The 24,096-nt window shown below is 70.4% G+C and carries 22 protein-coding genes and 1 pseudogene; 9 read left to right on the forward strand and 14 right to left on the reverse strand.

Going from position 1 to position 24,096, the window contains the following annotated elements; translation table 11 throughout:
• Positions 1-6: 6 nt before the first annotated feature.
• Complete coding sequence (locus RV986_RS25960; RefSeq protein ID WP_475919700.1) at positions 7-438, reverse strand: recombinase family protein; 432 nt, start codon at positions 436-438, stop codon at positions 7-9.
• Positions 435-845: a cupin domain-containing protein gene (locus tag RV986_RS25965; RefSeq protein WP_475919701.1), complete on the reverse strand. Its 411-nt coding sequence runs from the start codon at positions 843-845 to the stop codon at positions 435-437. Before RV986_RS25965 ends, RV986_RS25960 begins: the two co-directional genes overlap by 4 nt.
• Positions 846-897: 52 nt before the next feature.
• Between RV986_RS25965 and RV986_RS25970 the strand changes: the two genes are divergently transcribed.
• Together RV986_RS25970 and RV986_RS25975 are read left to right on the forward strand one after the other, a co-directional pair.
• Positions 898-1,941 (forward strand): GlxA family transcriptional regulator, encoded by a 1,044-nt coding sequence (locus RV986_RS25970; RefSeq protein ID WP_475919702.1) that lies wholly within the window; start codon positions 898-900, stop codon positions 1,939-1,941.
• A gap of 225 nt (positions 1,942-2,166) precedes the next feature.
• The gene (locus RV986_RS25975; protein WP_475919703.1) at positions 2,167-2,661 is read left to right on the forward strand and encodes an LURP-one-related/scramblase family protein; all 495 of its coding nucleotides are present in this window, start codon (positions 2,167-2,169) and stop codon (positions 2,659-2,661) included.
• 1 nt (position 2,662) lies between these two features.
• Here RV986_RS25975 and RV986_RS25980 read toward each other — a convergent pair whose 3' ends face one another.
• Positions 2,663-3,457, reverse strand: coding sequence for a carbon-nitrogen family hydrolase (locus RV986_RS25980; protein WP_475919704.1), 795 nt, complete (start codon positions 3,455-3,457; stop codon positions 2,663-2,665).
• Between the two features lie 154 nt (positions 3,458-3,611).
• Between RV986_RS25980 and RV986_RS25985 the strand changes: the two genes are divergently transcribed.
• Positions 3,612-4,436: a maleylpyruvate isomerase family mycothiol-dependent enzyme gene (locus RV986_RS25985; protein ID WP_475919705.1), complete on the forward strand. Its 825-nt coding sequence runs from the start codon at positions 3,612-3,614 to the stop codon at positions 4,434-4,436.
• Between the two features lie 84 nt (positions 4,437-4,520).
• Here RV986_RS25985 and RV986_RS25990 read toward each other — a convergent pair whose 3' ends face one another.
• Together RV986_RS25990 and RV986_RS25995 are read right to left on the reverse strand one after the other, a co-directional pair.
• Complete coding sequence (locus RV986_RS25990; RefSeq protein WP_475919706.1) at positions 4,521-5,825, reverse strand: MFS transporter; 1,305 nt, start codon at positions 5,823-5,825, stop codon at positions 4,521-4,523.
• The gene (locus tag RV986_RS25995; RefSeq protein WP_475919707.1) at positions 5,822-6,496 is read right to left on the reverse strand and encodes a GntR family transcriptional regulator; all 675 of its coding nucleotides are present in this window, start codon (positions 6,494-6,496) and stop codon (positions 5,822-5,824) included. The genes RV986_RS25990 and RV986_RS25995 overlap by 4 nt, the downstream gene beginning before the upstream one ends.
• A gap of 232 nt (positions 6,497-6,728) precedes the next feature.
• Between RV986_RS25995 and RV986_RS26000 the strand changes: the two genes are divergently transcribed.
• The gene (locus tag RV986_RS26000) at positions 6,729-7,625 is read left to right on the forward strand and encodes a D-alanyl-D-alanine carboxypeptidase family protein (protein WP_475919708.1); all 897 of its coding nucleotides are present in this window, start codon (positions 6,729-6,731) and stop codon (positions 7,623-7,625) included.
• Between the two features lie 228 nt (positions 7,626-7,853).
• Here RV986_RS26000 and RV986_RS26005 read toward each other — a convergent pair whose 3' ends face one another.
• The 3 genes from RV986_RS26005 to pdhA are packed head-to-tail and all read right to left on the reverse strand — an operon-like array spanning position 7,854 to position 11,561.
• Complete coding sequence (locus tag RV986_RS26005) at positions 7,854-9,317, reverse strand: dihydrolipoamide acetyltransferase family protein (protein WP_475919709.1); 1,464 nt, start codon at positions 9,315-9,317, stop codon at positions 7,854-7,856.
• A 10-nt stretch (positions 9,318-9,327) separates the two neighbouring features.
• The gene (locus tag RV986_RS26010; protein ID WP_475919710.1) at positions 9,328-10,308 is read right to left on the reverse strand and encodes an alpha-ketoacid dehydrogenase subunit beta; all 981 of its coding nucleotides are present in this window, start codon (positions 10,306-10,308) and stop codon (positions 9,328-9,330) included.
• Between the two features lie 2 nt (positions 10,309-10,310).
• Positions 10,311-11,561 (reverse strand): pyruvate dehydrogenase (acetyl-transferring) E1 component subunit alpha, encoded by a 1,251-nt coding sequence (gene pdhA / locus RV986_RS26015; protein WP_475919711.1) that lies wholly within the window; start codon positions 11,559-11,561, stop codon positions 10,311-10,313.
• 378 nt (positions 11,562-11,939) lie between these two features.
• Between pdhA and RV986_RS26020 the strand changes: the two are divergent.
• The 3 genes and pseudogenes from RV986_RS26020 to RV986_RS26030 form a co-directional block, all read left to right on the forward strand.
• A pseudogene (locus tag RV986_RS26020) lies at positions 11,940-12,596 on the forward strand (response regulator); the annotation flags it as partial.
• A gap of 91 nt (positions 12,597-12,687) precedes the next feature.
• Entirely contained in the window at positions 12,688-13,107 is a 420-nt protein-coding gene (locus RV986_RS26025; RefSeq protein ID WP_475919712.1) for a pyridoxamine 5'-phosphate oxidase family protein, read from the forward strand.
• A 103-nt stretch (positions 13,108-13,210) separates the two neighbouring features.
• Positions 13,211-14,269, forward strand: a complete 1,059-nt coding sequence (locus tag RV986_RS26030) for a phosphotransferase (RefSeq protein WP_475919713.1) — start codon at positions 13,211-13,213, stop codon at positions 14,267-14,269.
• A gap of 122 nt (positions 14,270-14,391) precedes the next feature.
• Here RV986_RS26030 and RV986_RS26035 read toward each other — a convergent pair whose 3' ends face one another.
• Complete coding sequence (locus tag RV986_RS26035; protein WP_475919714.1) at positions 14,392-15,945, reverse strand: protein kinase domain-containing protein; 1,554 nt, start codon at positions 15,943-15,945, stop codon at positions 14,392-14,394.
• A gap of 489 nt (positions 15,946-16,434) precedes the next feature.
• On the opposite strand from RV986_RS26035, the gene RV986_RS26040 reads away from it, so the two are divergent.
• Positions 16,435-18,063, forward strand: a complete 1,629-nt coding sequence (locus tag RV986_RS26040; RefSeq protein WP_475919715.1) for a protein kinase domain-containing protein — start codon at positions 16,435-16,437, stop codon at positions 18,061-18,063.
• Between the two features lie 90 nt (positions 18,064-18,153).
• On the opposite strand, the gene RV986_RS26045 is transcribed toward RV986_RS26040, so the two are convergent.
• Entirely contained in the window at positions 18,154-18,696 is a 543-nt protein-coding gene (locus tag RV986_RS26045; RefSeq protein WP_475919716.1) for a bacterial proteasome activator family protein, read from the reverse strand.
• 183 nt (positions 18,697-18,879) lie between these two features.
• Here RV986_RS26045 and RV986_RS26050 point away from each other — a divergent pair, with 183 nt between their 5' ends.
• The gene (locus tag RV986_RS26050) at positions 18,880-19,440 is read left to right on the forward strand and encodes a hypothetical protein (RefSeq protein ID WP_475919717.1); all 561 of its coding nucleotides are present in this window, start codon (positions 18,880-18,882) and stop codon (positions 19,438-19,440) included.
• Between the two features lie 49 nt (positions 19,441-19,489).
• Here the strand turns inward: RV986_RS26050 and RV986_RS26055 are convergent, their stop codons facing one another.
• Genes RV986_RS26055 through RV986_RS26070 form a run of 4 tightly spaced genes read right to left on the reverse strand, consistent with a single transcriptional unit; the run spans position 19,490 to position 24,089 of the window.
• The gene (locus RV986_RS26055) at positions 19,490-20,470 is read right to left on the reverse strand and encodes an NAD(P)H-quinone oxidoreductase (protein WP_475919718.1); all 981 of its coding nucleotides are present in this window, start codon (positions 20,468-20,470) and stop codon (positions 19,490-19,492) included.
• Positions 20,471-20,513: 43 nt separating this feature from the next.
• On the reverse strand, positions 20,514-21,611 hold the full coding sequence (locus tag RV986_RS26060; protein ID WP_475919719.1) for a potassium channel family protein: 1,098 nt from the start codon (positions 21,609-21,611) through the stop codon (positions 20,514-20,516).
• Positions 21,612-21,657: 46 nt separating this feature from the next.
• Positions 21,658-23,046 carry a molybdopterin molybdotransferase MoeA gene (locus tag RV986_RS26065; protein ID WP_475919720.1) on the reverse strand — a complete coding sequence of 463 codons (1,389 nt, stop codon included), beginning with the start codon at positions 23,044-23,046 and terminating at the stop codon, positions 21,658-21,660.
• Entirely contained in the window at positions 23,043-24,089 is a 1,047-nt protein-coding gene (locus tag RV986_RS26070) for an NTP transferase domain-containing protein (protein WP_475919721.1), read from the reverse strand. Before RV986_RS26070 ends, RV986_RS26065 begins: the two co-directional genes overlap by 4 nt.
• Positions 24,090-24,096: the final 7 nt, after the last annotated feature.

The following is a 24,096-nucleotide window of genomic DNA, read 5'->3' on the forward strand; positions in this document are numbered from 1 at the left end:
CCGGGGTCAATCGCCCTGAATCAGGGTCGACGCACAGCCCGTAGGGGGCTGACCTCCGATCCACCTCCCCCGGTTGCGCAAGTACTGCTTGGCATGACGGATGCGCTCACCCTGGGTCTCCGACTCGACACGGGCCCACTCCGACAGCGACGCGATGGCGAGTCTCGCCCCAGGGGAACCTGAATCCAACTTGTCCATGACGGAAACCAAACGGCCCCCGACCTGATCGAACTCATCCAGCAGAGGACCGACCTCGGCGGTTCCCTTGCGGCTGAGCCTGTCCAGCTTCCACACGATCAGCGTGCGGACCGCACCCGACGTGACAGCCGCTCTCGCACTGTCGAAGCCTCCCCTGCTCACATCTTTGTGGCCGGACCGACCTCGGTCGACGTGCACTCTGCGGACGACCAGGCCATGTAAGCCGGGTAATGAACTCACCTCAGCGCGTGCCCCGTGGTGGCGTCCACATGGTCCGGGACCTCGTCGTGGCGGTCGCCGACGGTGACGGTTCCGGTGGGCTCGAACATGAGGATCGCGGCGCCGGTGGGGGCGCTCGGCTTGTGTTCGGTGCCGCGCGGGACGGTGAAGACGGAGCCCTTGGGCAGGACGACGGTCCGCTCGCCCGCCGGCTCCCGGAGCGCGATGGTCAGCTCGCCCTCCAGGACCAGGAAGAACTCGTCCGTGTGGTCGTGCACGTGCCACAGGTGTTCGCCCTCGACCTTGGCGATGCGTACGTCGTAGTCGTTGACGGCGGTGACGATCCGGGGGCTCCAGAGGTCGGAGAAGGAGGCGAGGGCGGTGGAGAGGGCGACGGGTTCACTGCTGCTGCTGATCGAAGAGGCCATGACGGCATCCTCGGCGGTGGTCCGGCCCGGCCGCGAGTGCTAGAAATCGCGTATGCCGCAAGAATCCTCTCAGGCGTCTCCGGGCGGGGTCGGCGGAGCCGCCGGAGCCGCCGGAGCCGCCGGAGCCCCTCACCGCGTCGTACTCGTCGTCGACGAGAACTCCAACCCGTTCGAGATGAGCTGTGCCATCGAGGTCTTCGGCCTGCGCAGGCCCGAGCTCGGGCGGGAGCTGTACGACTTCGGGCTGTGCGCCGCCGGGTCCCGGACCCGGATGCGGGACGGGTTCTTCACGCTCACCGATGTCGCCGCTCTCGACGCGGCCGAGGACGCGGACACGCTGATCGTGCCGAACCGGCCCGACACCGACGCGCCGCGTTCCCCGGAGGTGCTGGACGTCATACGCCGGGCGCACGCGCGGGGCGCACGGCTTCTCGGTTTCTGCTCCGGCGCGTTCACCCTCGCGGAGGCGGGACTGCTGGAGGGGCGGCGGGCGGCCTGTCACTGGATGTGGGCGGAGTCGTTCCGGGCCCGTTTCCCAGGGGTGCGGCTGGAGCCGGACGTCCTCTTCGTGGACGACGGCGACATCCTCACCGCCTCCGGCAGCGCCTCGGCACTCGACCTGGGGCTGCACGTCGTACGGCGTGACCATGGCGCCGAGATCGCCAATGCCGTCAGTCGACGGCTCGTGTTCGCGGCGCACCGCGACGGAGGACAGCGGCAGTTCGTCGAACGCCCCGTGCCCGACGTACCCGACGAGTCCCTGGCGCCCCTGCTGGCCTGGGCGCAGGAGCGGACGGGCGAACCGCTCACCGTGGCGGACCTCGCGGCGCACGCGGCCTGCAGTCCGGCCACGCTGCACCGGCGCTTCCGTGCCCAACTGGGCACCACCCCGCTGGCCTGGCTCACGGGCGAGCGGGTCGCGCTCGCCTGCCGGCTCATCGAGCGGGGCGAGCACCGGCTCGACGTCGTCGCGCGACGCAGCGGTCTCGGCACCGCGGCGAACCTGCGGGCGCGGCTGCGACGGGAGACGGGACTCAGCCCGTCGGCCTACCGACGACGTTTCGGACCGGCCACCGGGAACACCGCACCCGCATGAGATCCCTCCGGCACTCCTCGTACGCGAATGACACTCCCCGTCCGCGAATGACACTCCTCGTCCGTGAATGACACTCCTCGTCCGCGAGCGCGCCCGGCTCTGTCCGTTTCAGCCACCCCTCGGCCTCCGTCCTGCTTCCCCGCCACGCGCCGCTCGCTCCAGGAGAGTCAGCCCGTCGGCCTACCGACGGCGTTTCGCGGCGGTGGCCGGGGAAGCCGTCACGGTATGAGATTCCTCGTGCGCGACCGGCTCCTCGGCTTCGGTGACGACTACTGGATCGAGGACGACCACGGCAACAAGGTGTTCCTCGTCGACGGCAAGGCGATGCGGCTGCGGGACACCTTCGAGCTGAAGGACACCCGCGGGCGTGTCCTCGTCGACATCCACCAGAAGATGTTCGCCCTGCGGGACACGATGGTGATCGAGCGGGACGGGGAACCCCTGGCGACGATCAGACGCAAACGGCTGTCCCTGCTCCGCAACCACTACCGGGTGTCCCTGGTGGACGGTACGGAACTCGACGTCAGCGGCAAGATCCTGGACCGCGAGTTCGCCGTCGAGTACGACGGTGAGCTGCTGGCGGTGATCTCACGCCGGTGGCTGCACGTACGGGAGACGTACGGCGTCGACGTCGTACGCGAGGACGCGGACCCCGCGCTGCTGATCGCGGTGACGGTCTGCGTGATCCACCTGGCGGAGAAGGAGCGGGCCGGGGACTGACTCAGCCGCGCGGAGAGCGGAGCCCCAGCATCCGGTCCTTCAGCGCCGGGAACTGCTCCCGCGTGGTCGCCACCTTCCCGGGGTCGAAGTCCACCGTGAGCACCTGTTCGTCGGCCCCGGCCTCCGCCAGGACCTCCCCCCACGGATCGACCACGATCGAGTGACCGGCCTGGGGAACCCCCGCGTGCGTACCGGCCGTTCCACAGGCAAGAACGAACGCCTGATTCTCGACCGCACGCGCCTGGGCGAGCAGCGTCCAGTGGGAGCGACGCCGCTCGGGCCAGCCGGCCGGGAGGACGAGGGTCTCGGCGCCCGCGTCGACGAGCCCGCGGAAGAGCTCGGGGAAGCGGAGGTCGTAGCAGGTGGCGACGCCGACGGTGGTTTCCGGCAGCCGGACGGTCACCAGTTCGCCGCCCGCGCCCATCAGCACGGCCTCGCCCTTGTCGAAGCCGAAGCGGTGGATCTTGCGGTAGACGGCGGCCAGGTCGCCGGAGGGGGTGAAGACGAGGGAGGTGTTGTAGAGCGTGCCGTCGGCGTCCCGTTCGGGGATCGAGCCCGCGTGCAGCCATACGCCCGCGTCGCTCGCCGCCTTCGCCATGGCCTCGAACGTGGGCCCCTCGAAGGTCTCGGCCTCCGCGTCGAACGACTCGTAGGCGAAGGCCCCCGTGGTCCACAGCTCCGGCAGCACGACGAGATCGACTCCGGCTTGTTCTCGCACCAGAGCCGCTGCACGCCGCCGACGTGAATCGACCGATTCGCTGTCGTTTACGTCGATCTGGAGGAGAGAGGCGCGCACACTACCACCGTCCTGGCATTCGAGCCGTCCATACAGGCCTACGATCGTCACACGAAAGCACTGCCGGGGTGCCTCACAGCAGCGTAACTTAGCGTCCCAAGACACCCGCTACCTGTGCACTGCCCGCGTCCAACCGCCCGAGGGGTCCCGTTCCGTGAGTCTGCATCCCAGCCTTCAGTCCTACGCCGACGCCTGGACCCACTCCATCGACGCGATATCCGAGTTGGTGTCGCCGCTGGTGGAGGGCGAGTGGAATCGGCGGACCCCCTGCCCCGGCTGGTCGGTGAGAGACCTCGTCTCGCATGTCATCGGGCTCGACTGCGAGATGCTGGGCGACCCGCGGCCGATCCACACGCTCCCGCGCGACCTGTTCCATGTGACGAACGAGCACCAGCGGTACATGGAGATGCAGGTCGACGTGCGCCGCCATCACACGGCGCCGGAGATGACCTCCGAGCTGGAGTACACGATCATCCGCCGCAACCGTCAGCTGCGGAACGAGTCGCGGCAGCCCGAGACCAAGGTCCGTGGCCCCCTCGGTACGGAGGTCACCCTCGAACAGGCCATGCTGAAGCGGGCCTTCGACGTGTGGGTCCATGAGCAGGACCTCCGCACCGCGCTCGGCGTGCCCGGCAACCTCGACTCCCCGGGCGCCCACATCGTCCGCGACGAACTGCTCGCGGCCCTTCCGAAGGTCGTCGCCAAGGACGCGGGGGCGCCCGCCAATTCGGCGGTGGTCTTCGACGTGCACGGGCCGATGGAGTTCCTGCGTACGGTGCGCGTCGATGCCGACGGGCGCGGCTCGATAGACGGCGCCCCCTCCCTCGGGCCGGCCGCCACCCTCACCCTCGACTGGGAGACGTTCTTCCGCCTCGCCTGCGGTCGCGTTTCGGCCGAGGCCGTCTCCGACCGCATCAAGACGGAGGGCGACCCGGAACTGACCACGGCCATCCTGAGGAACTTCGCGGTCACGCCGTAGCAGGGGGGTCCTTCGACTACAGGTAGGTGGGGCCACCGGTGGGTGAGGGCTGGTCGCGCGGTTCCCCGCGCCCCGGAAAGGGCGCTACGCCGGGACGTGCACCGTCTCCACCCGGCTGGCCACCAACCGCTCCCGCTCCCTGCGCGCCGCCTGCTTCCGCAACCGGAAGATCTGGCTCAGCCCCACCACCTGCAGGACGAACACGACCGAGAACGCGACGCGATAGTTGTCCCCGGTCGCGTCCAGCAGCACACCGATCGCGAACAACGTCGTCATGGAGGCGACGAAACCACCCATATTGGTGATCCCGGACGCGGTCCCCTGCCGCTCGGGCGGATTCGCGGGCCGCGCGAAATCGAACCCGATCATGGACGCCGGGCCACAGGCCCCCAGCACCGCACACAGCAGCACCAGCAGCCACAGGGGATCGCGCTCGGCGGGATACGCCAGCGCACTTGCCCAGACCACCGCGGTCGCCGACACCGTTCCCAGCACCAGCGGAAGCCGCGCCGCGTGATGCCGGGCGACGATCTGCCCGTAGACGAGCCCCACGAGCATGTTGGAGAGCACCACGAGCGTCAGCATTTCACCGGCCGCCGCCCGCGACAGCCCCTGCGCCTCGACCAGGAACGGCATGCCCCACAGCAGCAGGAAGACCATCGCGGGGAACTGGGTCGTGAAGTGCACCCACATCCCCAGCCGCGTGCCGGGCTCCCGCCAGGACGCCGCGATCTGCCGCCGCACATACGCGGCCCCCTGATGCGGGAACGGTTCCGGCTCGTGCCCCTCGGGGTGGTCCTTCAGGAAGAGCAGAAGAAGTACGAGGACGACGACCCCGGCGAACGCGCTGCCCGCGAACGCCGCCGTCCACCCCACCCCGTGCAGCAGCCGGGCGATGACGAGGGTGGAGACCAGGTTGCCCGCCATGCCCACCAGCCCGGCGAGCTGCGCGACCATCGGCCCCCGCCGTGCCGGGAACCACCGGGTGCCCAGCCGCAGCACGCTGATGAAGGTCATCGCGTCCCCGCAGCCCAGCAGCGCGCGCGAGGCCAGCGCCATGCCGTACGAGGGGGAGAACGCGAAGCCCACCTGGCCCGCGGTGAAGAGCAGGGCGCCGATCGTCAGCATCTTCTTCGTGCCGAGCCGGTCGACCAGCAGGCCCACCGGTATCTGCATGCCCGCGTAGACGAGGAGCTGCAGGATCGAGAAGGTGGAGAGGGCGGAGGCGTTCACATGGAAGCGGTCCGCGGCGTCGAGCCCGGCCACCCCCAGCGACGTACGGAAGATGACGGCGACGAAGTAGACGGAGACGCCGATGCCCCAGACGCCGATGGCGCGGCGGCCGCCGGGCGGGTCCCCGGGGAGCGACACGGCCGAGTGGGAACTCATCGCACCTCTCCCCGCGCCAGGTTCGAGAACCAGCTGACGTGCCGGTGGACGATGCCGACCGCCACCTCCGCGTCGCCCGAGCGCAGCGCTTCGAGGATCTCCTCGTGCTCGGTGAGCGTCTTGGTGATCCGGTCGGGGTGGGCGTGCATGACCGCCACGCCCATCCTCAACTGCCGGTCGCGGAGCTGGTCGTAGAGCCGGGAGAGGATCTCGTTGCCGCCGCTGCGGACGATTTCGGCGTGGAAGCAGCGGTCGGTGACGGCGGCGCCGGCCAGGTCCCCCGCGGCCGCCTGTTCCTTCTGCTGGGCGAGGAGTTCCTCCAGGCGCGCGATGAGGTGCGGCGAGGCGGGTACGGCCTTGCGGACCGAGTGCTCCTCCACGAGCTGCCGCGTCTCGACCACGTCCGCGATCTCCTGCGCGGAGACGGGCAGTACGAGCGCGCCCTTCTTCGGGTAGAGCCTGATCAGGCCCTCGACCTCAAGCCGGAGCAGTGCCTCACGCACCGGAGTGCGCGAGACCCCCACGGCCTCGGCGAGCTCGCCCTCGGTGAGCAGCGTCCCGCCCTCGTAACGACGTTCCAGAACACCCCGCTTGACGTGGGCGTAGACACGGTCTGCGGCGGGGGGTTGCTTGATGGCGGGCGGAGCGGACACGGACGGGGCGGCAGGCATGCGCACATCATAGATACAACATGTACGCATGGTCGCGCGCCGTCCAGGATGCGGACCCGTCGGGCCCCATCCAGGCCCCGTTCAGACCCCACGGGCCACCTACGTAACCCACATCACATAATTCAACCCCCCTTTCCGTGCATCCCTTTGGGCCTGTCGCGAGTCCGTAGGTGAGACGGCACTGCCATGTGCCGTTCTCCCAGGGGCATATCGCGCATTCGGAGCGTTCATTTTGATTACCGGCATTAAGGGCACGCGTTTCCGTCGAGCCGCCGCTGTCACCGTCACCACTGGCGCCGTGCTGGCGGCCGGAGCCTTCGGGGCCGCCCCCGCAGGGGCCGTCACCACGCCCACCATCGCCGCCGCCGGCGGCTACGTGATGAACAACGGCACGGCCACGACCTTGTACAAGAAGGCCGCGGACACCAAGCGTTCCACCGGTTCCACCACCAAGATCATGACCGCCAAGGTCGTGCTCGCGCAGCCGAACCTCAACCTCGACGCCAAGGTCACGATCCAGAAGGCGTACAGCGACTACATCGTCGCCAACACGGCCTCCTCCGCCCACCTGATCGTCGGTGACAAGGTCACCGTCCGTCAGCTCCTCTACGGGCTGATGCTGCCGTCCGGCTGCGACGCCGCGTACGCGCTCGCCGACAAGTTCGGCTCGGGCACGACGCGCGCCGCCCGCGTGAAGTCGTTCATCGGCAAGATGAACACCACCGCGCGGAGCCTCGGCATGACGAACACGAAGTTCGACTCGTTCGACGGCATCGGCAACGGCAGCAACTACTCGACGCCGCGCGACCTGACGAAGCTCGCCAGCAACGCGATGAAGAGCGCCACGTTCAAGGCGGTCGTGAAGACCAAGTCGTACAAGGCGAAGACGGTCACCAAGACCGGCAGCATCCGCACCATGGCGGCGTGGACCAACACCAACACGCTGCTCAGCAGCTACAGCGGCACCATCGGCGTGAAGACCGGCTCCGGCCCCGAGGCCAAGTACTGCCTCGTCTTCGCCGCCACCCGCAACGGCAAGACCATCATCGGCACCGTCCTCGCCTCCACCTCGGTCGCCCAGCGCGGCACGGACGCGACGAAGCTCCTGAACTACGGCTTCGCCAGGTAGTCCCCGGCGCGAGGGAAACACCCCCGGACGCGGGAAGCACTCCCGGCCTATGACGAAGGGGGCCCGCCGCTGTCAGCGGTGGGCCCCCTTCGTCATAGGCCGCTCATGTCCTGAGCCCTCGGCGGCGCCGGCCGACGAGGTGACGGCGAGGACGGTGCCGCCACCTCGGGGCAGCGGCACCGTGTCAGCGGCTCACTCGGCTCACGCGGCTCACGCGGGTCACTCGGCTCACGCCCAGGTGATCAGTCTCTTCGGCTGCTCCAGGATCGCCGCCACGTCGGCCAGCACCTTGGAACCCAGCTCTCCGTCGACCAGGCGGTGGTCGAAGCTGAGGGCCAGCGTGGTGACCTGACGGGGCTTGACCTTGCCCTTGTGGACCCAGGGCTGGAGCTTGATCGCGCCGATCGCGAGGATCGCCGACTCACCCGGGTTGAGAATGGGTGTGCCGGTGTCGACGCCGAAGACGCCGACGTTCGTGATCGTGACCGTGCCGCCCTGCATCGCGGCCGGGGAGGTCTTGCCCTCCCGGGCCGTGGCCACCAGCTCGCCCAGTGCTTCGGCGAGCTGCGGGAGCGTCTTGACGTGCGCGTCCTTGATGTTCGGGACGATCAGGCCACGGGGGGTCGCCGCCGCGATGCCCAGGTTGACGTAGTGCTTGAGGACGATCTCCTGGCTGGCCTCGTCCCAGGACGCGTTCACATCCGGGTTGCGCTTGATCGCGACCAGCAGGGCCTTGGTGATGAGCAGCAGCGGGTTGACCCGCAGTCCCTGCATCCCATATTTGTCGGGGTCCCGCTTGAGCTCCTCGACGAGCTTCATCGTGCGCGTCACGTCCACCGTCACGAACTCGGTGACATGCGGCGCCGTGAACGCCGAGCCGACCATCGCGGCGGCCGTGGCCTTGCGGACACCCTTGACCGGGACACGGGTCTCCCGTGCCGTGTCGTACGCGACGACCGGGGCCGGTGCCTGAACACCGGCGGGTGCCTGGGCAAGGACGGCGGCCGGGATCTGCTCCACGAGCGGGGCCGGAGCCAGGGGCGGGGCCACCGCCGCGTGCACGTCCTCGCGCGTGATGATGCCGTCCGGGCCCGAGGGGGTGATCGTCGTCAGATCGACGCCGAGGTCCTTGGCGAGCTTGCGGACGGGGGGCTTGGCGAGGGGACGCTGCTGCCCGGCATGGCCGTGGCCGTTGAGCTCGCCCTGGATGGCGGTGGCCGCGAGGAGCGGTTCGAGCTGCTGGGCCGGGACCTCGGTGCCCCTGCGGGGGCGGCGCTTCGTGGAGGCCTCCGCCACCCCGTACCCGACGAGAACCGGCGTGCGGCCCTCGGGCTTGGGCTCCTCGGCCGGAGCGGAGGGAGCGGAAGGAGCGGTGGCAGCCTGCTCGGCGACGGGGGCCGGGACCTGCTCGGCAGGAGCCGGGCCGCCGGCCACGTCCACCGCGATGATCACCTGGCCCACGTCCACCGTCGTCCCCTCGGGGAAGCGGAGTTCGCGCACCACACCGTCGTACGGGATGGGCAGTTCCACGGCGGCCTTGGCGGTCTCGACCTCGCAGACGACCTGGCCGTCGGTGACGGTGTCACCGGGCTGGACGTACCACTTGAGGATCTCCGCCTCGGTGAGACCCTCGCCGACGTCGGGCATCTTGAACTCGCGGAGCCCCGACGCGTTCTCGGTCATCGTCGTCACGACCCTCTCCTCAGTACGCCAGCGAGCGGTCGACGGCGTCGAGCACCCGGTCCAGGCCCGGAAGGTACTCGTCCTCCAGGCGCGCCGGCGGATAGGGGGCGTGATAGCCCCCGACCCGCAAAACGGGTGCCTCCAGGTGGTAGAAGCACCGCTCGGTGATGCGGGCGGCGATCTCCGCGCCCGTACCGAGGAACACCGGGGCCTCGTGCACCACGACCAGGCGGCGGGTCTTCTCGACCGAGGCCTGGACGGAGTCGAAGTCGAGGGGGGACATCGAGCGCAGGTCCAGGACCTCGATCGACTTGCCCTCCTCCTGGGCCGCGGCGGCAGCCTCCAGGCAGACCTTCACCATGGGACCGTAGGCGACGAGCGTGAGGTCGCTGCCCTGGCGCGCCACGACCGCCTTGTGCAGCGGTCCGGGGATCGCGTCGGTGGTGACCTCGCCCTTGTCCCAGTACCGCCGCTTGGGCTCGAAGAAGATCACCGGGTCGTCGCTCTGGATGGCCTGCTGCATCATCCAGTAGGCGTCGGAGGCGTTCGAGGGAGAGACCACCTTCAGGCCCGCCACGTGCGCGAACAGCGCCTCGGGGGACTCGGAGTGGTGCTCGACCGCGCCGATGCCGCCGCCGTACGGGATGCGGATGACGACGGGGAGCTTGATCTTGCCGAGCGCCCGGGCGTGCATCTTCGCGAGCTGCGTGACGATCTGGTCGTACGCCGGGAAGACGAAGCCGTCGAACTGGATCTCCACCACCGGACGGTAGCCGCGCAGGGCGAGGCCGATCGCCGTGCCGACGATGCCCGACTCGGCGAGCGGGGTGTCGATGACCCGGTCCTCTCCGAAGTCCTTCTGCAGCCCGTCGGTGACCCGGAAGACACCGCCGAGCTTGCCGACGTCCTCACCCATGATCAGCACCTTGGGGTCGGCGTCGAGGGCCGTGCGCAGCGATTCGTTGATCGCCTTGGCCAACGCCATCTTTTCCGCAGCCATCGCTACTTGCCCTCCCCTTCATCCGCGAACGACGCCTGGTAGGCGGCGAACTGGGCCCGCTCCTCGTCGACGAGCGCGTGCCCGTCCGCGTACACGTTCTCGAAGATGGCGAAGTGGTCCGGGTCCGGCATGGCACGGACGACTTCGCGTACTCGTTTGCCCAACGACTCGCTCTCGGCCTCAAGTTCCGCGAAGAATCCCTCGTCCGCGTGGTTTGAGGCTTCGAGATAGGCGCGCAGGCGCAGGATCGGGTCCTTCGCCTCCCAGGACTCGCGCTCCTCGTCGGCCCGGTACTTGGTCGGGTCGTCGGAGGTGGTGTGCGCGCCCATCCGGTAGGTGTACGCCTCCACGAGCGTGGGGCCCTCGCCGCGGCGGGCCCGCTCCAGGGCCCACTTGGTGACCGCGAGGCAGGCGAGGACGTCGTTGCCGTCGACGCGGACGCCCGGGAAGCCGTAGCCCTGCGCGCGCTGGTAGAGCGGGACGCGGGTCTGCTTCTCGGTCGGCTCGGAGATCGCCCACTGGTTGTTCTGGCAGAAGAACACGACCGGGGCGTTGTAGACCGCGGAGAAGGTGAACGATTCGGCGACGTCGCCCTGGCTGGAGGCGCCGTCTCCGAAGTACGCGATCACGGCCGAGTCCGCGCCGTCCTTGGCGACGCCCATGGCGTAGCCGGTGGCGTGCAGCGTCTGCGAGCCGATGACGATCGTGTACAGGTGGAAGTTGTTGCTGTTCGGGTCCCAGCCGCCGTTGTTCACACCCCGGAACATGCCGAGCAGGTTGGTCGGGTCGACCCCGCGGCACCAGGCGACGCCGTGCTCGCGGTAGGTCGGGAAGACGTAGTCGTCCTCCCGGGTGGCCCGCCCGGAGCCGATCTGGGCGGCCTCCTGGCCGAGCAGCGAGGCCCACAGGCCCAGCTCGCCCTGGCGCTGCAGGGAGGTGGCCTCGGCGTCGAAGCGGCGGGTCAGCACCATGTCCCGGTACAGACCGCGCAGCTCCTCGGGGGTGATGTCGGCGACGTACGGGTCGTACGTGGCGTCCTCGACCCGCTTGCCTTCCGGGGTCAGCAGCTGGACGAGCTCGGGACCGGTGCCCGATGCGCCAGGTGCGCCGGGTGCGCCCGGTGACTTCTTGCCGGCCGCGCTGGTGCGCTTGCTCGCGGCGCTCTTCGTACCGGTCGTACTGACGCCACTCTTCGCAGCGGTCGTACCGGCGCTGCGTCGCGGCTTGCGCGCGGCAGTGCTCTCCACGGTCACGTGTGCTCCTCCGTCGGTCCGGCCCCCGGGGTTGCCGGAAGGCCAGTACGGCTCGCCTGCTCCAGTACCCGTGCACGGGGTGGGTGCACTCGGCCGGGAACAGGCGTGACAGGTGCCCCGGCGAGCGCCCTGCAACGGCCACGTTACCCAGTGCTCCACATTTCTGTGTAACCGCCCCTGACCTGGGTTTTTGCTTGGATTTCCAACTACTTTCCAGTCGGATTTCCGAGTAATGCGCCCGGGTCGGGAACAGTCGCTGGTCACAGCACTGGCCACAGCCCTGCAGGGGGCCGGAACACGGGCACGTTATCCCGGTCACCCCAGGCACGGGAAGACTTCACCCGGGCGGGGCCACAGGTGGTGTGTGACACTTTCTTTGTGCCCGGAAACGGAAAAATTACCGTATTTCTCCTGGATGACCATGAGGTGGTGCGGCGGGGCGTCCATGAGCTGCTCTCGTCCGCGGACGACATCGAGGTGGTCGGGGAGGCGGGCACGGCGGCCGACGCGCTGGTACGGATTCCGGCCACACACCCGGACGTCGCGGTGCTCGACGTACGGCTCCCGGACGGCAGCGGGGTGGAGGTCTGCCGAGAGATCCGGTCCGGGAACGAGGACGTCAACTGCCTGATGCTGACGTCCTTCGCCGACGACGAGGCCCTTTTCGACGCGATCATGGCGGGCGCCTCGGGCTATGTGCTGAAGGCGATCCGCGGCGATGAACTGCTCTCGGCCGTACGCGATGTCGCGGCCGGAAAATCCCTGCTCGACCCGGTGGCCACCGCCCGGGTCCTGGAGCGGCTGCGGCACGGCGGCCGGACCAGGAGCGACGACAGACTCGCGCACCTCACCGAGCAGGAACGCAGGATCCTCGACCTCATAGGCGAGGGACTCACCAACCGCGCGATCGGCGAGCGACTGCATCTCGCCGAGAAGACGATCAAGAACTACGTGTCGAGCCTGCTGTCCAAACTGGGCATGGAACGGCGTGCCCAGGCGGCCGCCTACGTGGCACGCATCCAGGCGGAGAATCGGCGCCATTTATCACTTATTCGGGACTTATGGCCCCTCTTCAGGGGGCGGACGCCTCTTTTTCGGGCCCTTCAGGGTGCCGGAAATTGGGGTCATGCCGACCGATGAACAGCTCGCCGTGGAACTGATCACCCGCACCGACCACGGACGGTTGGCCGCCAGTGTGCGGGCCATGCCCTTCCTCGCGTTCGCGCGCCACGTCGTGGCCGAGGGCCACGTCCTGCTGCGCATGCACCGGGGCTGCGGCTACCGGGCCTGCGTCGGCGGTGTCGTCGCGTACGGCACCGACAACCTGAGTTCCGCGCGGCCCGGCGAGGCTCTGTGGTCCGTGCAGATCGTGGGCCGCTGCGAGGCCGTCGAGCCGACCGCGGCCCACCAGGAGCTCTTCGGCCCCGCGCCGCGGCTCGTGGACGGCGAGCCCTTCGACCCGGTCTATCTGGGCATCGAGCCCCGTTTCGCCACCGTGCACTCCACCGACGATGGCCTGGAACGGCGGTTCCAGCACATCCTGTGACCCGTCCGTGATCGAAGACGACTGTCTGTGACAATCACCAGGTCAGGGGCCCGGATCGTGCCCTAGCATCTGCCGCGTGCCGCGCTCATCTGTACCACCCCCTGTGTCTCACGCGCCCCCTCTGGGCGCCCTCCTCCGCCAGTACGCCGCCGGGTCCGCGCTGACCTGCGATCCCGTCGAACAGGGGCTGCTCAACCGCGGTTACCGGCTCCGCACCACGCGCGGCCGCTACTTCCTCAAGCACCACTTCGACCCCGAGACCGCCGACCCCGTCGCGATCGACCGCCAGCACCGGGCGACCCAGCGCCTCGCCGACCTCGGTGTCCCCGTCGCCCCACCGCTGACCGGCACGGACGGACGTACGGTCGCCGTCATCGGGGGCCACGCGTACGCGCTGCACCCCTGGATCGACGGCCGGCACCGGCACGGCGGCCAGCTCACCGCGGAGCAGTGCGCGCGACTGGGCGCCCTGCTGGGCGTCGTCCACGCGAGTCTGGAGCGGGTGATGCCGCCGGAGGGACGCGCCCCGGCGAAACCGCGCGACGGCAGCGGTCCGGCGGAACGCACCGACCCGGCGGAGGGCGCCGATCCGGCCCGGGGCGCCAACCCCGTCGACACCTTCGCGCTCATCGACCGCCTGCTCGCCCAGGTACGCCGCCACCGCCCGTGCGACGCCTTCGACGAACTGGCCCGGTACCGACTCCTGGAGCGGCGCACCCTCCTGGAGCAGCACGCCGACCGACGGCCCCCGCAGAGCGGCCCGGTGGGCTGGGTGCACGGCGACTTCCACCCCTTCAACCTGCTCTACCGCGACGGCGAACCGGCCGCGATCGTCGACTGGGACCGGCTCGGCGTCCATCCCCGCGCCGAGGAGGCCGTACGCGCCGCGGTGATCTTCTTCGTACGTCCCGTCGGCGCGCTCGACCTGGCGAAAGTGCGGGCCTACGCCCGCGCGTACCGGCGTACCGCGGGCGCCACCCCCTCCGAACTCGCGGCCGCCGTGCACCGCGTGTGGTGGGAGCGCCTCAACGACTTCTGGATGCTGCGCTGGCACTACGAGCGCGGCGACACCCGCGCCGACCCCCAGTTCCCGGCGGCCTCGGCGCTGGCGGTGTGGTGGACGCGGGAGTACGACGCGGTGTGCGAGGCGTTCGCGGACTGATCACCGCACCGGCCGGGGAGGGCGGGGGAGAAACGCCACGCGCGCGTGACGCCCGTTTTCGGGCCTCACGCGCGCGTGGACGGCGTTTCGGTCGGTGTCCTTCAAGGGCCCCGCGAGCCGCCCTAGCCCTCGCCGCCCTCGTCCGGCGGGTCCGACGACACCGGCGGATCCGTGCTCGGCTCGTCCGACGGCTGCGACGACGCCGACTTCGTCGGTGTCGTGTCCGACGGCTCGTCCGACGGCTCGTCCGACGGCCGGCTGCTGTAGCTCTCGGACGGCGTGTACGACGGCGTGTAGGACGGCGTGTACTCCGAACCGGAGCCCGGGTAGGTGTCGCTGTCCGTGGCAGTCTCCGTCGCGGTGTCCGTGTCCGTGTCGCTGGGCGTCGCGCTGGCCTCGTCGTCCTTGTTCGTCTGCGAGGCCGTCGTTGACACCGTCGTACCGGTCCCTCCCTCGCCGCCGCCACCGGTCTGGTTGAGCGCGAGCGCGACCCCCGCCGCGATCGCGATCACCGCGAGGACCGCGAGGATCCACAGCTTGCCGCGGCCGCCACCGTGGTTGCCGTGCCCCTCGAAACCACCGTCGTCCCGGCCACCGCCCGGGGGCAGTATCGGCGAGGGGATCTGCGTGGTGCCGGAGTCACCGGAGTGCGGCAGCGCGGTCGTACCGGCGAAACCGGACGCCGGGGTGTGCAGCCCGTCGTGCACGGTGACCGGGCCCGTGTTCCAGGTGCCGGTGTGCCCGCCCTGGTCGTACAGCATCTGCAGCCCGTACTGGACGAGTCCGCGCATCTCCTCGGCGGTCTGGAACCGGTCGTCCGGCTCCTTCGCGAGGGAGCGCATGACGAGCCCGTCGAGCTCCGGCGGCGCCCCCTGCGCGACCTCGGACGGCGGCACCGGGATGTCCTGGACGTGCTGGTAGACCACCGACAGCGGCGTCTCGCCGGTGAACGGGGGCCGCAGCGCCAGGAGTTCGTAGAGCAGGCAGCCGGTCGCGTACAGGTCGGAGCGGTGGTCGACGGCCTTGCCGAGCGCCTGCTCCGGGGAGAGGTACTGCGGTGTGCCCATGACCATGCCGGTCTGGGTCATCGTCGACTGCGCGCCGTGCAGGGCGCGCGCGATGCCGAAGTCCATCACCTTCACGGCGCCGGTGTGCGTGATGATCACGTTCGCCGGCTTGATGTCGCGGTGCACGATGCCGTGCTGGTGCGAGTAGGCGAGCGCCTCCAGGACACCGGACACGATGATCAGCGCCTGCTCGGGCCCCGGGGCCTCGGCGTTGATCAGCAGGTCCCGGATCGTGCGGCCCTCGACGAGCTCCATCACGATGTACGGCACGGTCGCGTGGCCGACCACGTCCTCGCCCGAGTCGTACACCGCCACGACGGCATGGTGGTTGAGCCCCGCCACCGACTGCGCCTCACGCGTGAAGCGGGCCTTGGAAATCGGGTCCTCGGCCAAGTCGGAGCGGAGCAGCTTCACCGCCACCGTGCGCCCGAGGCGCACGTCCTCGGCCGCGAACACCTCGGCCATACCGCCCCGGCCGAGTCTGTGGGTCAGCCGGTACCGGCCGTCCCCCACAAGTCCGCCGTTACCCCACATCTCCGGCGCATCTGACATACCGCCGCCAGTCGCCTCGGGGTCGGACGGGCCCTGAGCGCGCTGCTGCTGTGCCATCAGTCCTCGCCGTCGTTTCTGCCCGCGGTCTGCGCGGTGGTTGTTACGGTCTCCGTCGGGCCACGCTACAGGCTTCGCGCAACGCTCCGGCCCGAGATGGAAGTGAGATGGGCCGGCCATCAAACCCGTCGCATGTGCCCTGGTGCAAATTCTGAGTACCGCCCGTACAGCACCTGTAACGCTTCCGCGACGCTTCTTTCGCAGACGGTCACGGAACGGGCACCGCGCTTGACGTGTCAGTGCCCTACGGCAGACTTGGCCGGGAATCAGCCAATCGATCACCGAGACACAGATCGATCACAGTACGGGTCGCAGTACGGGTCGCAGTACAGATCACAACACGGATCACAGCACGGGCAGTACAAGCAGTACAGGCAGCACGGACAGCACGGGGCGCGGCAGGATCGCGCAGGGCACGGCTCGCGGCACAACTCGCGGCACAGCTCGCGGCACAGGCAGAACAATCCGCGCCGATGGGGGACGCAGAACATGAGCCAGGACGGCGCACAGGGCCGGTACGCGGGGCGCGCGGTCGCCGGCGGCCGCTACCAGCTGCGCGATCTGCTCGGCGAGGGCGGCATGGCCTCGGTGCATCTCGCCTACGACTCGGTGCTCGACCGCCAGGTCGCGATCAAGACACTGCACACCGAGCTCGGCCGCGAGCAGGCCTTCCGCGAGCGCTTCCGTCGCGAGGCCCAGGCCGTGGCGAAACTCACGCACACGAACATCGTCTCCGTCTTCGACACCGGCGAGGACGAACTGGACGGCATGACGACGCCGTACATCGTGATGGAGTACGTCGAGGGCCGTCCGCTCGGCTCCGTGCTCGACCAGGACATCGCGCAGTACGGCGCCATGCCCGCCGACAAGGCGCTGAAGATCACCGCGGATGTGCTGGCGGCCCTGGAGATCAGCCACGAGATGGGCCTGGTCCACCGGGACATCAAGCCGGGCAACGTGATGACGACGAAGCGCGGCGTCGTCAAGGTGATGGACTTCGGCATCGCCCGCGCCATGCAGTCCGGTGTCACCTCGATGACGCAGACCGGCATGGTCGTCGGCACCCCGCAGTACCTCTCCCCGGAGCAGGCACTCGGCCGCGGCGTGGACGCCCGGTCCGACCTGTACTCGGTCGGCATCATGCTCTTCCAACTGGTCTCCGGAAGGCTGCCGTTCGAGGCGGACTCGCCGCTGGCCATCGCCTACGCGCACGTCCAGGAGGAGCCGGTCGCGCCCTCCTCGATCAACCGCTCGCTGCCTCCGGCCGTGGACGCGCTCGTCGCCCGCGCGCTGAAGAAGAACCCGAACGAGCGCTTCCCGAGCGCCGAGACCATGCGCAACGAGTGTCTGCGGGTGGCCCAGTCGCTGCAGGCGGCCGCGCCGAGCATCGTGCCGGGGGCCAGGACATCGAGCGGCGCGGGCGTCGGCTCCGCCGTGTTCCCGCCGGTCGACCGGGCGGCACCGGCCCCGGGCCCCGTACAGATGCCGTACCAGCCCGGTCCGTACGGCGCGCCGACCCCACCGCCGCCCGCGCCGTCCCCGACGTACGGGTACCCGCAGCAGGGCGGCTATCCGGTGCCGCAGACCGCGGCGTACGCCCCGCAGCAGGGCGCGTCGACCCCGCCGCCCTACCACCTCGCGCCGCAGCCCCCGACCCCCGTTCCGGGCGGTGGGCGCAAGGGCAGCAAGGCGGTCGTCATCTGCTCCGTCGTGGTCGCGCTCGTCGCGGTGGGCGGTCTGCTCACCGCCATCGCGCTGAACAACAACGGCAGCGACGACAACCAGGGAGGCGGCGACACCAGCCCGGCGTCGTCCGTGGTGGCGGAGCACAAGGGTCCGGACATGTCGAAGACGATCGACAAGGAGAAGTGCACGGATCCGCTGGAGTCGTACGAGGACCCGAACAAGATCCAGATCCCGGACTTCAAGTACAAGAACCTGACGTCCGTGAAGTCCTGTTTCCAGGCCGCGGGCTGGAAGATGAAGATCAAGAAGGTCGACGAGAACACCTACGGTCAGGACACGGTCATGGACCAGTTCCCGTCCGCGGGCGGCGACGTCGACCCCAAGAACATGCCGGAGATCGAGCTGAGCGTCTCGACGGGCGACCCTGCCTGAACCGCCGCGCGTAAGGACGGGCCCGGCACTTCACGTGCCGGGCCCGTTTCGTGAGAAAGGGTCGCCTCGCAGGAAAGGGTCGCCCCGGGGTTACAGGTACGGTCCGCCCGAGCGGCCGCCCGCGCGCGGGTCCTCGTCCCCCTCCATGCCGCCGACACCCGGCGGAAGCGCGCGCCGCATCTGCTCCAGCTGCGCCCTGGCCGCCATCTGCTGCGCGAACAGGGTCGTCTGGATCCCGTGGAAGAGGCCCTCCAACCAGCCCACCAGCTGAGCCTGCGCGATCCGCAGCTCGGCGTCGGTGGGGATCACGTCGTCCGTGAAGGGCAACGAAAGGCGCTCCAGCTCCTCGACCAGCTCGGGCGCCAGGCCGTCCTCCAGCTCCTTCACGGAGCTGGCGTGGATCTCCTTCAGCCGCACCCGGCTCGCCTCGTCCAGAGGTGCGGCGCGCACCTCTTCGAGAAGTTGCTTGATCATGCTCCCGATACGCATGACCTTCGCGGGCTGTTCGACCATCTCCGTCACCGGGACCTCGTGGGAGCCCTCGTCACCGGTGCCACCGAGAGCCATACCGTCCTGGCCCACAACCAGGATCTGGGGGTTCTCCGGCGACCTTTCGTTCCTCGGCATCTCCATGCCGTCATTCTCTCGCACGCCTCCACCCCATCACGGTGGTGCCCCCCATGCACCGCGATCCACCGTCCAGGTGATCGTCGAGATGCCGGGAAGGTGAGGTCATGTGAGGCTTGCCCCAATGATCATGGGACTCCTCACTGGGAGGGGGTCACCGAAGTGACTCCATGGCTCACCGCGCTACGCGTGACCGGACTGCTGCTGGCCCTGGCGACCGGCGCGGCACCCCCCGGGTACGCCGCCGACTCGTACACCGGCCCACGCGCCGCCGGGTCCACCCCGACCCCGGACGCCTCGCGCGCCGGGAGCAGCGCGGGGGAGGGCCGTGCGCGGCCGGGGCGCGAGGAACGCGCGCCGCACCGCGAAGGCTCGGACGAGAACGAGGACGAGAGCGACGAGAACGAGAACGATGAGAGCGACGAGGACACCGTGCCGACGTACACGGACCGCGACCCCACCGGCAGGAACACGGAGACCGGGGACACCGGGAGGACCGGGAAGCACGCGGAGGCCGGGGACACCGGAAAGACGGAGAAGCCGGGGAGGAGCACCGCCCCGCATCGCCCGGACGCCACCGCGACCTCCGAGCCCTCACGGCACGCGGCCGTCCCCGTCCAGCAGAACGTGGTCGGCCGCGCGCCGGCCCCCGAACCGGTCCTCCAGATCCTGCCCCTGGGCAGCGGGCTGATCCTCATCGGTCTCGGCCTGGGGCTGGCCTTCCTGGCCCTGCGCCTGCGGCGCGGCTGAGCATCCCCCGTCGGGCGCCAGGGGCGGCCGAGCGGCCCCCTGCCGTGCTCTACGGGGCGACGAGCAGCACCTTCCCCATGTGACCGCTCTCCTCCAGGATCCGGTGCGCCGTCGCGGCCTCGCTCATCGGCAGTTCACGGTCGACGACCGGACGCACATGGCTGGAGGCGATCAACGGCCACACGTGCTCGCGTACGGCCGCGACGATCGCCGCCTTCTCACCGAGCGGGCGGGCCCGCAGCGAGGTGGCGCTGATCGCGGCACGCTTGGTGAGGAGCGCGCCGATGTTCAGCTCCGCCTTGGCGCCGCCCTGCAGGCCGATGATCGCGAGCCGCCCGTTGACCGCGAGGGCCCGCACGTTCCGGTCGAGGTACTTGGCGCCCATGTTGTCGAGGATGACGTCGGCGCCCGCACCGTCCGTGGCCCGCTCGATCTCCTCGACGAAGTCCTGCTCGCGGTAGTTGACGAGGATGTCCGCGCCGAGTTCGGCGCAGAAGTCGAGCTTCGCCTTGGTACCCGCCGTGACCGCGACCTTGGCGCCGACGGCCTTCGCCAGCTGGATCGCCATCGTGCCGATGCCGCTGGAGCCGCCTTGCACGAGCAGGGTCTCGCCCGGACGCAGGTGGGCGATCATGAAGACGTTCGACCAGACGGTGCAGGTCACCTCGGGCAGCGCGGCCGCCTGTTTGAGGTCCAGTCCCTCGGGCACGGGCAGCAGCTGTCCGGCCGGAACGGCGACCTTCTGGGCGTAACCGCCGCCCGCCAGCAGCGCGCAGACCTCGTCGCCGACGGCCCACCCGGAGACACCGGGCCCGATCGCTACGATCCGGCCCGAGCATTCGAGACCGGGGTACAGGGACGCACCGGGCGGCGGGTTGTAGAAGCCCTGCCGTTGCATCACATCGGCGCGGTTTACGGCGCTGGCCACCACCTCGACGAGCACTTCGCCCTCGCCGGGTACGGGATCCGGGACCTCCTCCCACACCAGCACCTCGGGCCCACCAGGTTCAGGAATCGTGATCGCGTACATGAAGGGGACGCTACTCCTGCGGAAGGGGGACGAGTGGGGGCCACTACTGCTTGGGCAGCGGCCGGGTGCCAAGAGCCACCCGAGTGCCCGCAGTGGCCCGCACGATGGTGATGAGCCGGTCGGTCAGCTGCAGGGTCCCGATCGCCGGATCGTCGTAGCCGAGCACACGATGCCCTCGTACGACGCTCACCACCAGGTCGTCCGTCTCACGGACGCCCTTGCCCACCTCGGCCTTGACGACCGGCCGTTCGACGATGTCGAGCCCGCTGCCCTGCTGGATGAGGTCTTCCATGACCATGCCGGCGCTGGGGCTGAGCACGGAAAGCCCGAGGAGCCGTCCGGCCGCGCTGGCGCTGGTGATGACGGCGTCGGCGCCGGACTGCCGCAGCAGCGGCGCGTTCTCCTCCTCGCGCACCGCGGCGACGATCTTCGCCTGACGGTTGAGCTGCCGTGCGGTCAGCGTGACCAGCACCGCCGTGTCGTCGCGCTGGGTCGCGATGATGATCTGCCGCGCCTTGTGGACCTCGGCCCGCATCAGCACATCGCTGCGCGTGGCGTCCCCGACGACCCCCGCGTACCCTTCGGCCGTCGCCGCGTCGACCGCCTTGGAGCTGGGGTCGACGACCACCACCTGCTCCTTCTTCAGTCCGGTCGCACAGACGGTCTGCACCGCGGACCGCCCCTTGGTCCCGAAGCCGACAACGACGGTGTGGTCCCTCAAAGCCGCCCTCCAGCGGGTCAATCGCCACTCCTCCCGGGTGCGTTCCGTGAGGACCTCGAGCGTGGTGCCGACCAGGATGATCAGGAACAGCACGCGCAGCGGCGTGATGACGAAGATGTTGGTGAGCCGGGCGCCGTCGCTGACCGGAGTGATGTCGCCGTATCCGGTGGTCGAGAGGGTGACGGTCGCGTAGTAGAAGGAGTCGAGCAGGTCGACGCCGTCCCCCGCGTTGTCGTTGTAGCCGTCGCGGTCGACCCAGACGATGAAGGCGGTCGCGGCGAGCACGAACAGAGCCATCGCCAGCCGTTTGCCGACCTGGCGGATGGGGCGTTCCAGCACTTTTCTCGGCAGTGTCACCCGATGGGTCACAAGATGCTCGTCCGCTTGGCGAGCCATCGCGTCATGGCCCGGAAGTTTCACGTGAAACACTCCCCGATCCGGCCTGGCGTCCGGTGCATGCCCGGATTCATGTCAGGCATGCACCGATACCGGCCAACGCCCAGGGCAGGTCCAGGAGTTCCAGCTCCTGGCCCGGGCGGGCGCCGCCGGGAGGTACGACCGCGAGGACGTCGGCCGCCGCGATGCCGCGCAGCATGGCGGGGCCGTTGTAGTGCAGCGGCACGGCCCAATCGGCACGCACCACGGCGGGGATGAGCCGGGTGTCGTACGGATGCCCGTGAACGGAGTCCTTCAGGGGCAGCGTGTACGGCTCCGGGGCCGCCCGTCCGGCCAGGACACGCAGCAGCGGCTCGGCGAGCGTGAGCAGGCCGGAGACGGCCGCCAGGGGGTTGCCGGGCAGGCCGACGAGGTGCTGGCCCTCCTTGGTGCGGGCCAGCAGCATGGGGTGACCGGGGCGGACCTTGACGCCGTCCACCAGGAGTTGGGCTCCGATGCGGCTCAGCGTGGGGTGGACGTGGTCGACGGGGCCCGCGGCGGTGCCGCCGGTCGTGACGATCAGGTCGGCGTCGGAGCGGGTGATCGCCTTGTGCAGGGCCTTGGCGTCGTCGCCGAGCCTGCGCACCGCGACGACCTCGGCGCCGAGCGCGCGCAGCCAGGGCGGCAGCATCGGGCCCAGCGCGTCCCGGATCAGTCCCTCCTGGGGGAGCCCCGCGGTGAGCAGTTCGTCACCGAGGACCAGTACTTCGGCGCGGGGCCGGGGGACGGCGGTGAGCGTGTCGTATCCGGCGGCCGCGGCGAGACCCAGTACGGCGGGGGTGACCAGGGCTCCGGCCGGCAGGAGCTGGTCGCCGCTGCGGCATTCCTGGCCGCGCGGCCGGATGTCCTGCCCGTGCACGGCCTCCCTGGTGGCGTGCAGCCGCCCCTTGTCGTCGAGGCGTCCGTGCTCGCTGCGCAGCACGGCGGTGGCGTCCTGCGGGATGCGGGCGCCGGTGGCGATCCGCACCGCCTCGCCGTCGGTGAGCGATCGCGGCTTCGTGTGGCCCGCGAGGACGTGCTCGTCGCGGAGGTCCCAGGGGCCGGGTCCGGCGACCGCCCAGCCGTCCATCGCCGAGGTGTCAAAAGAGGGGAGGTCGGTGAGCGCGCTGAGCGGGGCGGCGAGGACCAGGCCGAGGGCCGCGTCGAGGGGCACGGAGACCGGGGCGCGGCGCGGGACGGATCGGGCGGCCCGCTCGGCGGTCGTACGGGCCTGGGGCCACGGGGTGGCCTTGTGGTGTCGGCCGTCCTCGGAGGCGTGGGCGTGACTCTCGCCGCCGGGGGTGGGCGGGGGGACGGCGGTGGTGCCGTGGCCGTGCCCGGGGTCGGCGGCGCCTCGGGGGTCCTTGACCAAGGCCAGGGCCTCCTCCACATCGAGGTCGTCGGCATCCTGGCCGGCGGTCCGGGCACGCGGCGCGCTCATCCGGCGTCCGGCGTGTTACCGGGCGTCGACCCGGGGGAGGAGGCCGACGTGGCCTCGGTGGCGGGCTTGGGGTCGGGGGCGGGCGTTGCCTCGGTGGCGGGCTTGGGGTCGGGGGTCGGCCCCGGGGCGGGGGTGTTTTCGTCCGCCCAGCGGAGCGCCAGCGCCGCGGCCTTGCGGGACGCCTCCGCGACCGCCTCGGGGCCTCCCCCGGCTCGCGCGGCGGCGTACCCGACGAGGAACGTGGTCAGCGGTGCGGCGGGCCTGGCCACCCCGTGCGCGGCATCACGGGCCAGGTCGAGCAGCACGCCGGTGTCGACGTCCAGATCGATGCCCAGCTCGTCCTTGACTGCGGAAATCCATTCATCCAACACGTGCCCATGCTCCCTGATACGTGCCCGGGCGGCGGCGATGTCGTCCCAGGTGTCGCAGTCGAAGGACGCGACGGGGTCGGAGATGCGGGTGAGGTGGAGCGCGGTGGTGAGCCGCCGCAGCGGCAGCCCGGTGAGTCCGCCGTGCTCGGCGGCGAGCGCGGCCAGCTCCCGGCGCAGGGCCCCCGCGCCATAGGCGGCCACGAGCGGCTGATCACGGCCGCCGGGGTCGGTGAGCAGCACGCCTTCGGGTCGCGCCGGGCCCTCGACGGCGTCGCCCGTCCGAAGGGCGCTCAGCAGGCGCCGTACCGTCCCCTCGTCCAGGAACGGCAGATCGGCGGAGAGCACCACGACATGCTCCGCGGTGGTGCCCCGCAGGCCGGCGTCGAGCCCGGCGAGCGGTCCCCCGCCGGGCGGATCCTCGCGGGCCCAGCGCACGGGGCGCGCGGTCGCCCTGGGCTCGGCGACCACCACCGTGGTGGTGGCACCGGCACAGGCGGCGAGCACCCGGTCCAGCAACGGGCGCCCGCCCACGCGTACGCCGGGCTTGTCCGCGCCGCCCAGCCGACGGGCGGCGCCGCCCGCGAGCACGACGGCGTCGTACGCGGCGTCGGGACCCGAAGGACCCGGGGCACTCGGGGTGACCGGGGTGGCCGGTGGCTCGTACGCGGTCATCCCCCGA

Source organism: Streptomyces sp. RLA012, from assembly GCF_056270325.1.

What these genes read in the sequence shown, in the direction of transcription:
- RV986_RS26025 (WP_475919712.1), top strand. Translation starts at nt 12,688, where the DNA reads ATGCCGACCGATGAACAGCTCGCCGTGGAACTGATCACCCGCACCGAC.
- RV986_RS26040 (WP_475919715.1), top strand. Translation starts at nt 16,435, where the DNA reads ATGAGCCAGGACGGCGCACAGGGCCGGTACGCGGGGCGCGCGGTCGCC.
- RV986_RS25965 (WP_475919701.1), bottom strand. Translation starts at nt 845, where the DNA reads ATGGCCTCTTCGATCAGCAGCAGCAGTGAACCCGTCGCCCTCTCCACC.
- RV986_RS26010 (WP_475919710.1), bottom strand. Translation starts at nt 10,308, where the DNA reads ATGGCTGCGGAAAAGATGGCGTTGGCCAAGGCGATCAACGAATCGCTG.
- RV986_RS25990 (WP_475919706.1), bottom strand. Translation starts at nt 5,825, where the DNA reads ATGAGTTCCCACTCGGCCGTGTCGCTCCCCGGGGACCCGCCCGGCGGC.
- RV986_RS25970 (WP_475919702.1), top strand. Translation starts at nt 898, where the DNA reads ATGCCGCAAGAATCCTCTCAGGCGTCTCCGGGCGGGGTCGGCGGAGCC.
- RV986_RS26055 (WP_475919718.1), bottom strand. Translation starts at nt 20,470, where the DNA reads ATGTACGCGATCACGATTCCTGAACCTGGTGGGCCCGAGGTGCTGGTG.
- RV986_RS25995 (WP_475919707.1), bottom strand. Translation starts at nt 6,496, where the DNA reads ATGCCTGCCGCCCCGTCCGTGTCCGCTCCGCCCGCCATCAAGCAACCC.
- RV986_RS26045 (WP_475919716.1), bottom strand. Translation starts at nt 18,696, where the DNA reads ATGGAGATGCCGAGGAACGAAAGGTCGCCGGAGAACCCCCAGATCCTG.
- RV986_RS26070 (WP_475919721.1), bottom strand. Translation starts at nt 24,089, where the DNA reads ATGACCGCGTACGAGCCACCGGCCACCCCGGTCACCCCGAGTGCCCCG.
- RV986_RS25975 (WP_475919703.1), top strand. Translation starts at nt 2,167, where the DNA reads ATGAGATTCCTCGTGCGCGACCGGCTCCTCGGCTTCGGTGACGACTAC.
- RV986_RS26065 (WP_475919720.1), bottom strand. Translation starts at nt 23,046, where the DNA reads ATGAGCGCGCCGCGTGCCCGGACCGCCGGCCAGGATGCCGACGACCTC.
- RV986_RS26035 (WP_475919714.1), bottom strand. Translation starts at nt 15,945, where the DNA reads ATGGCACAGCAGCAGCGCGCTCAGGGCCCGTCCGACCCCGAGGCGACT.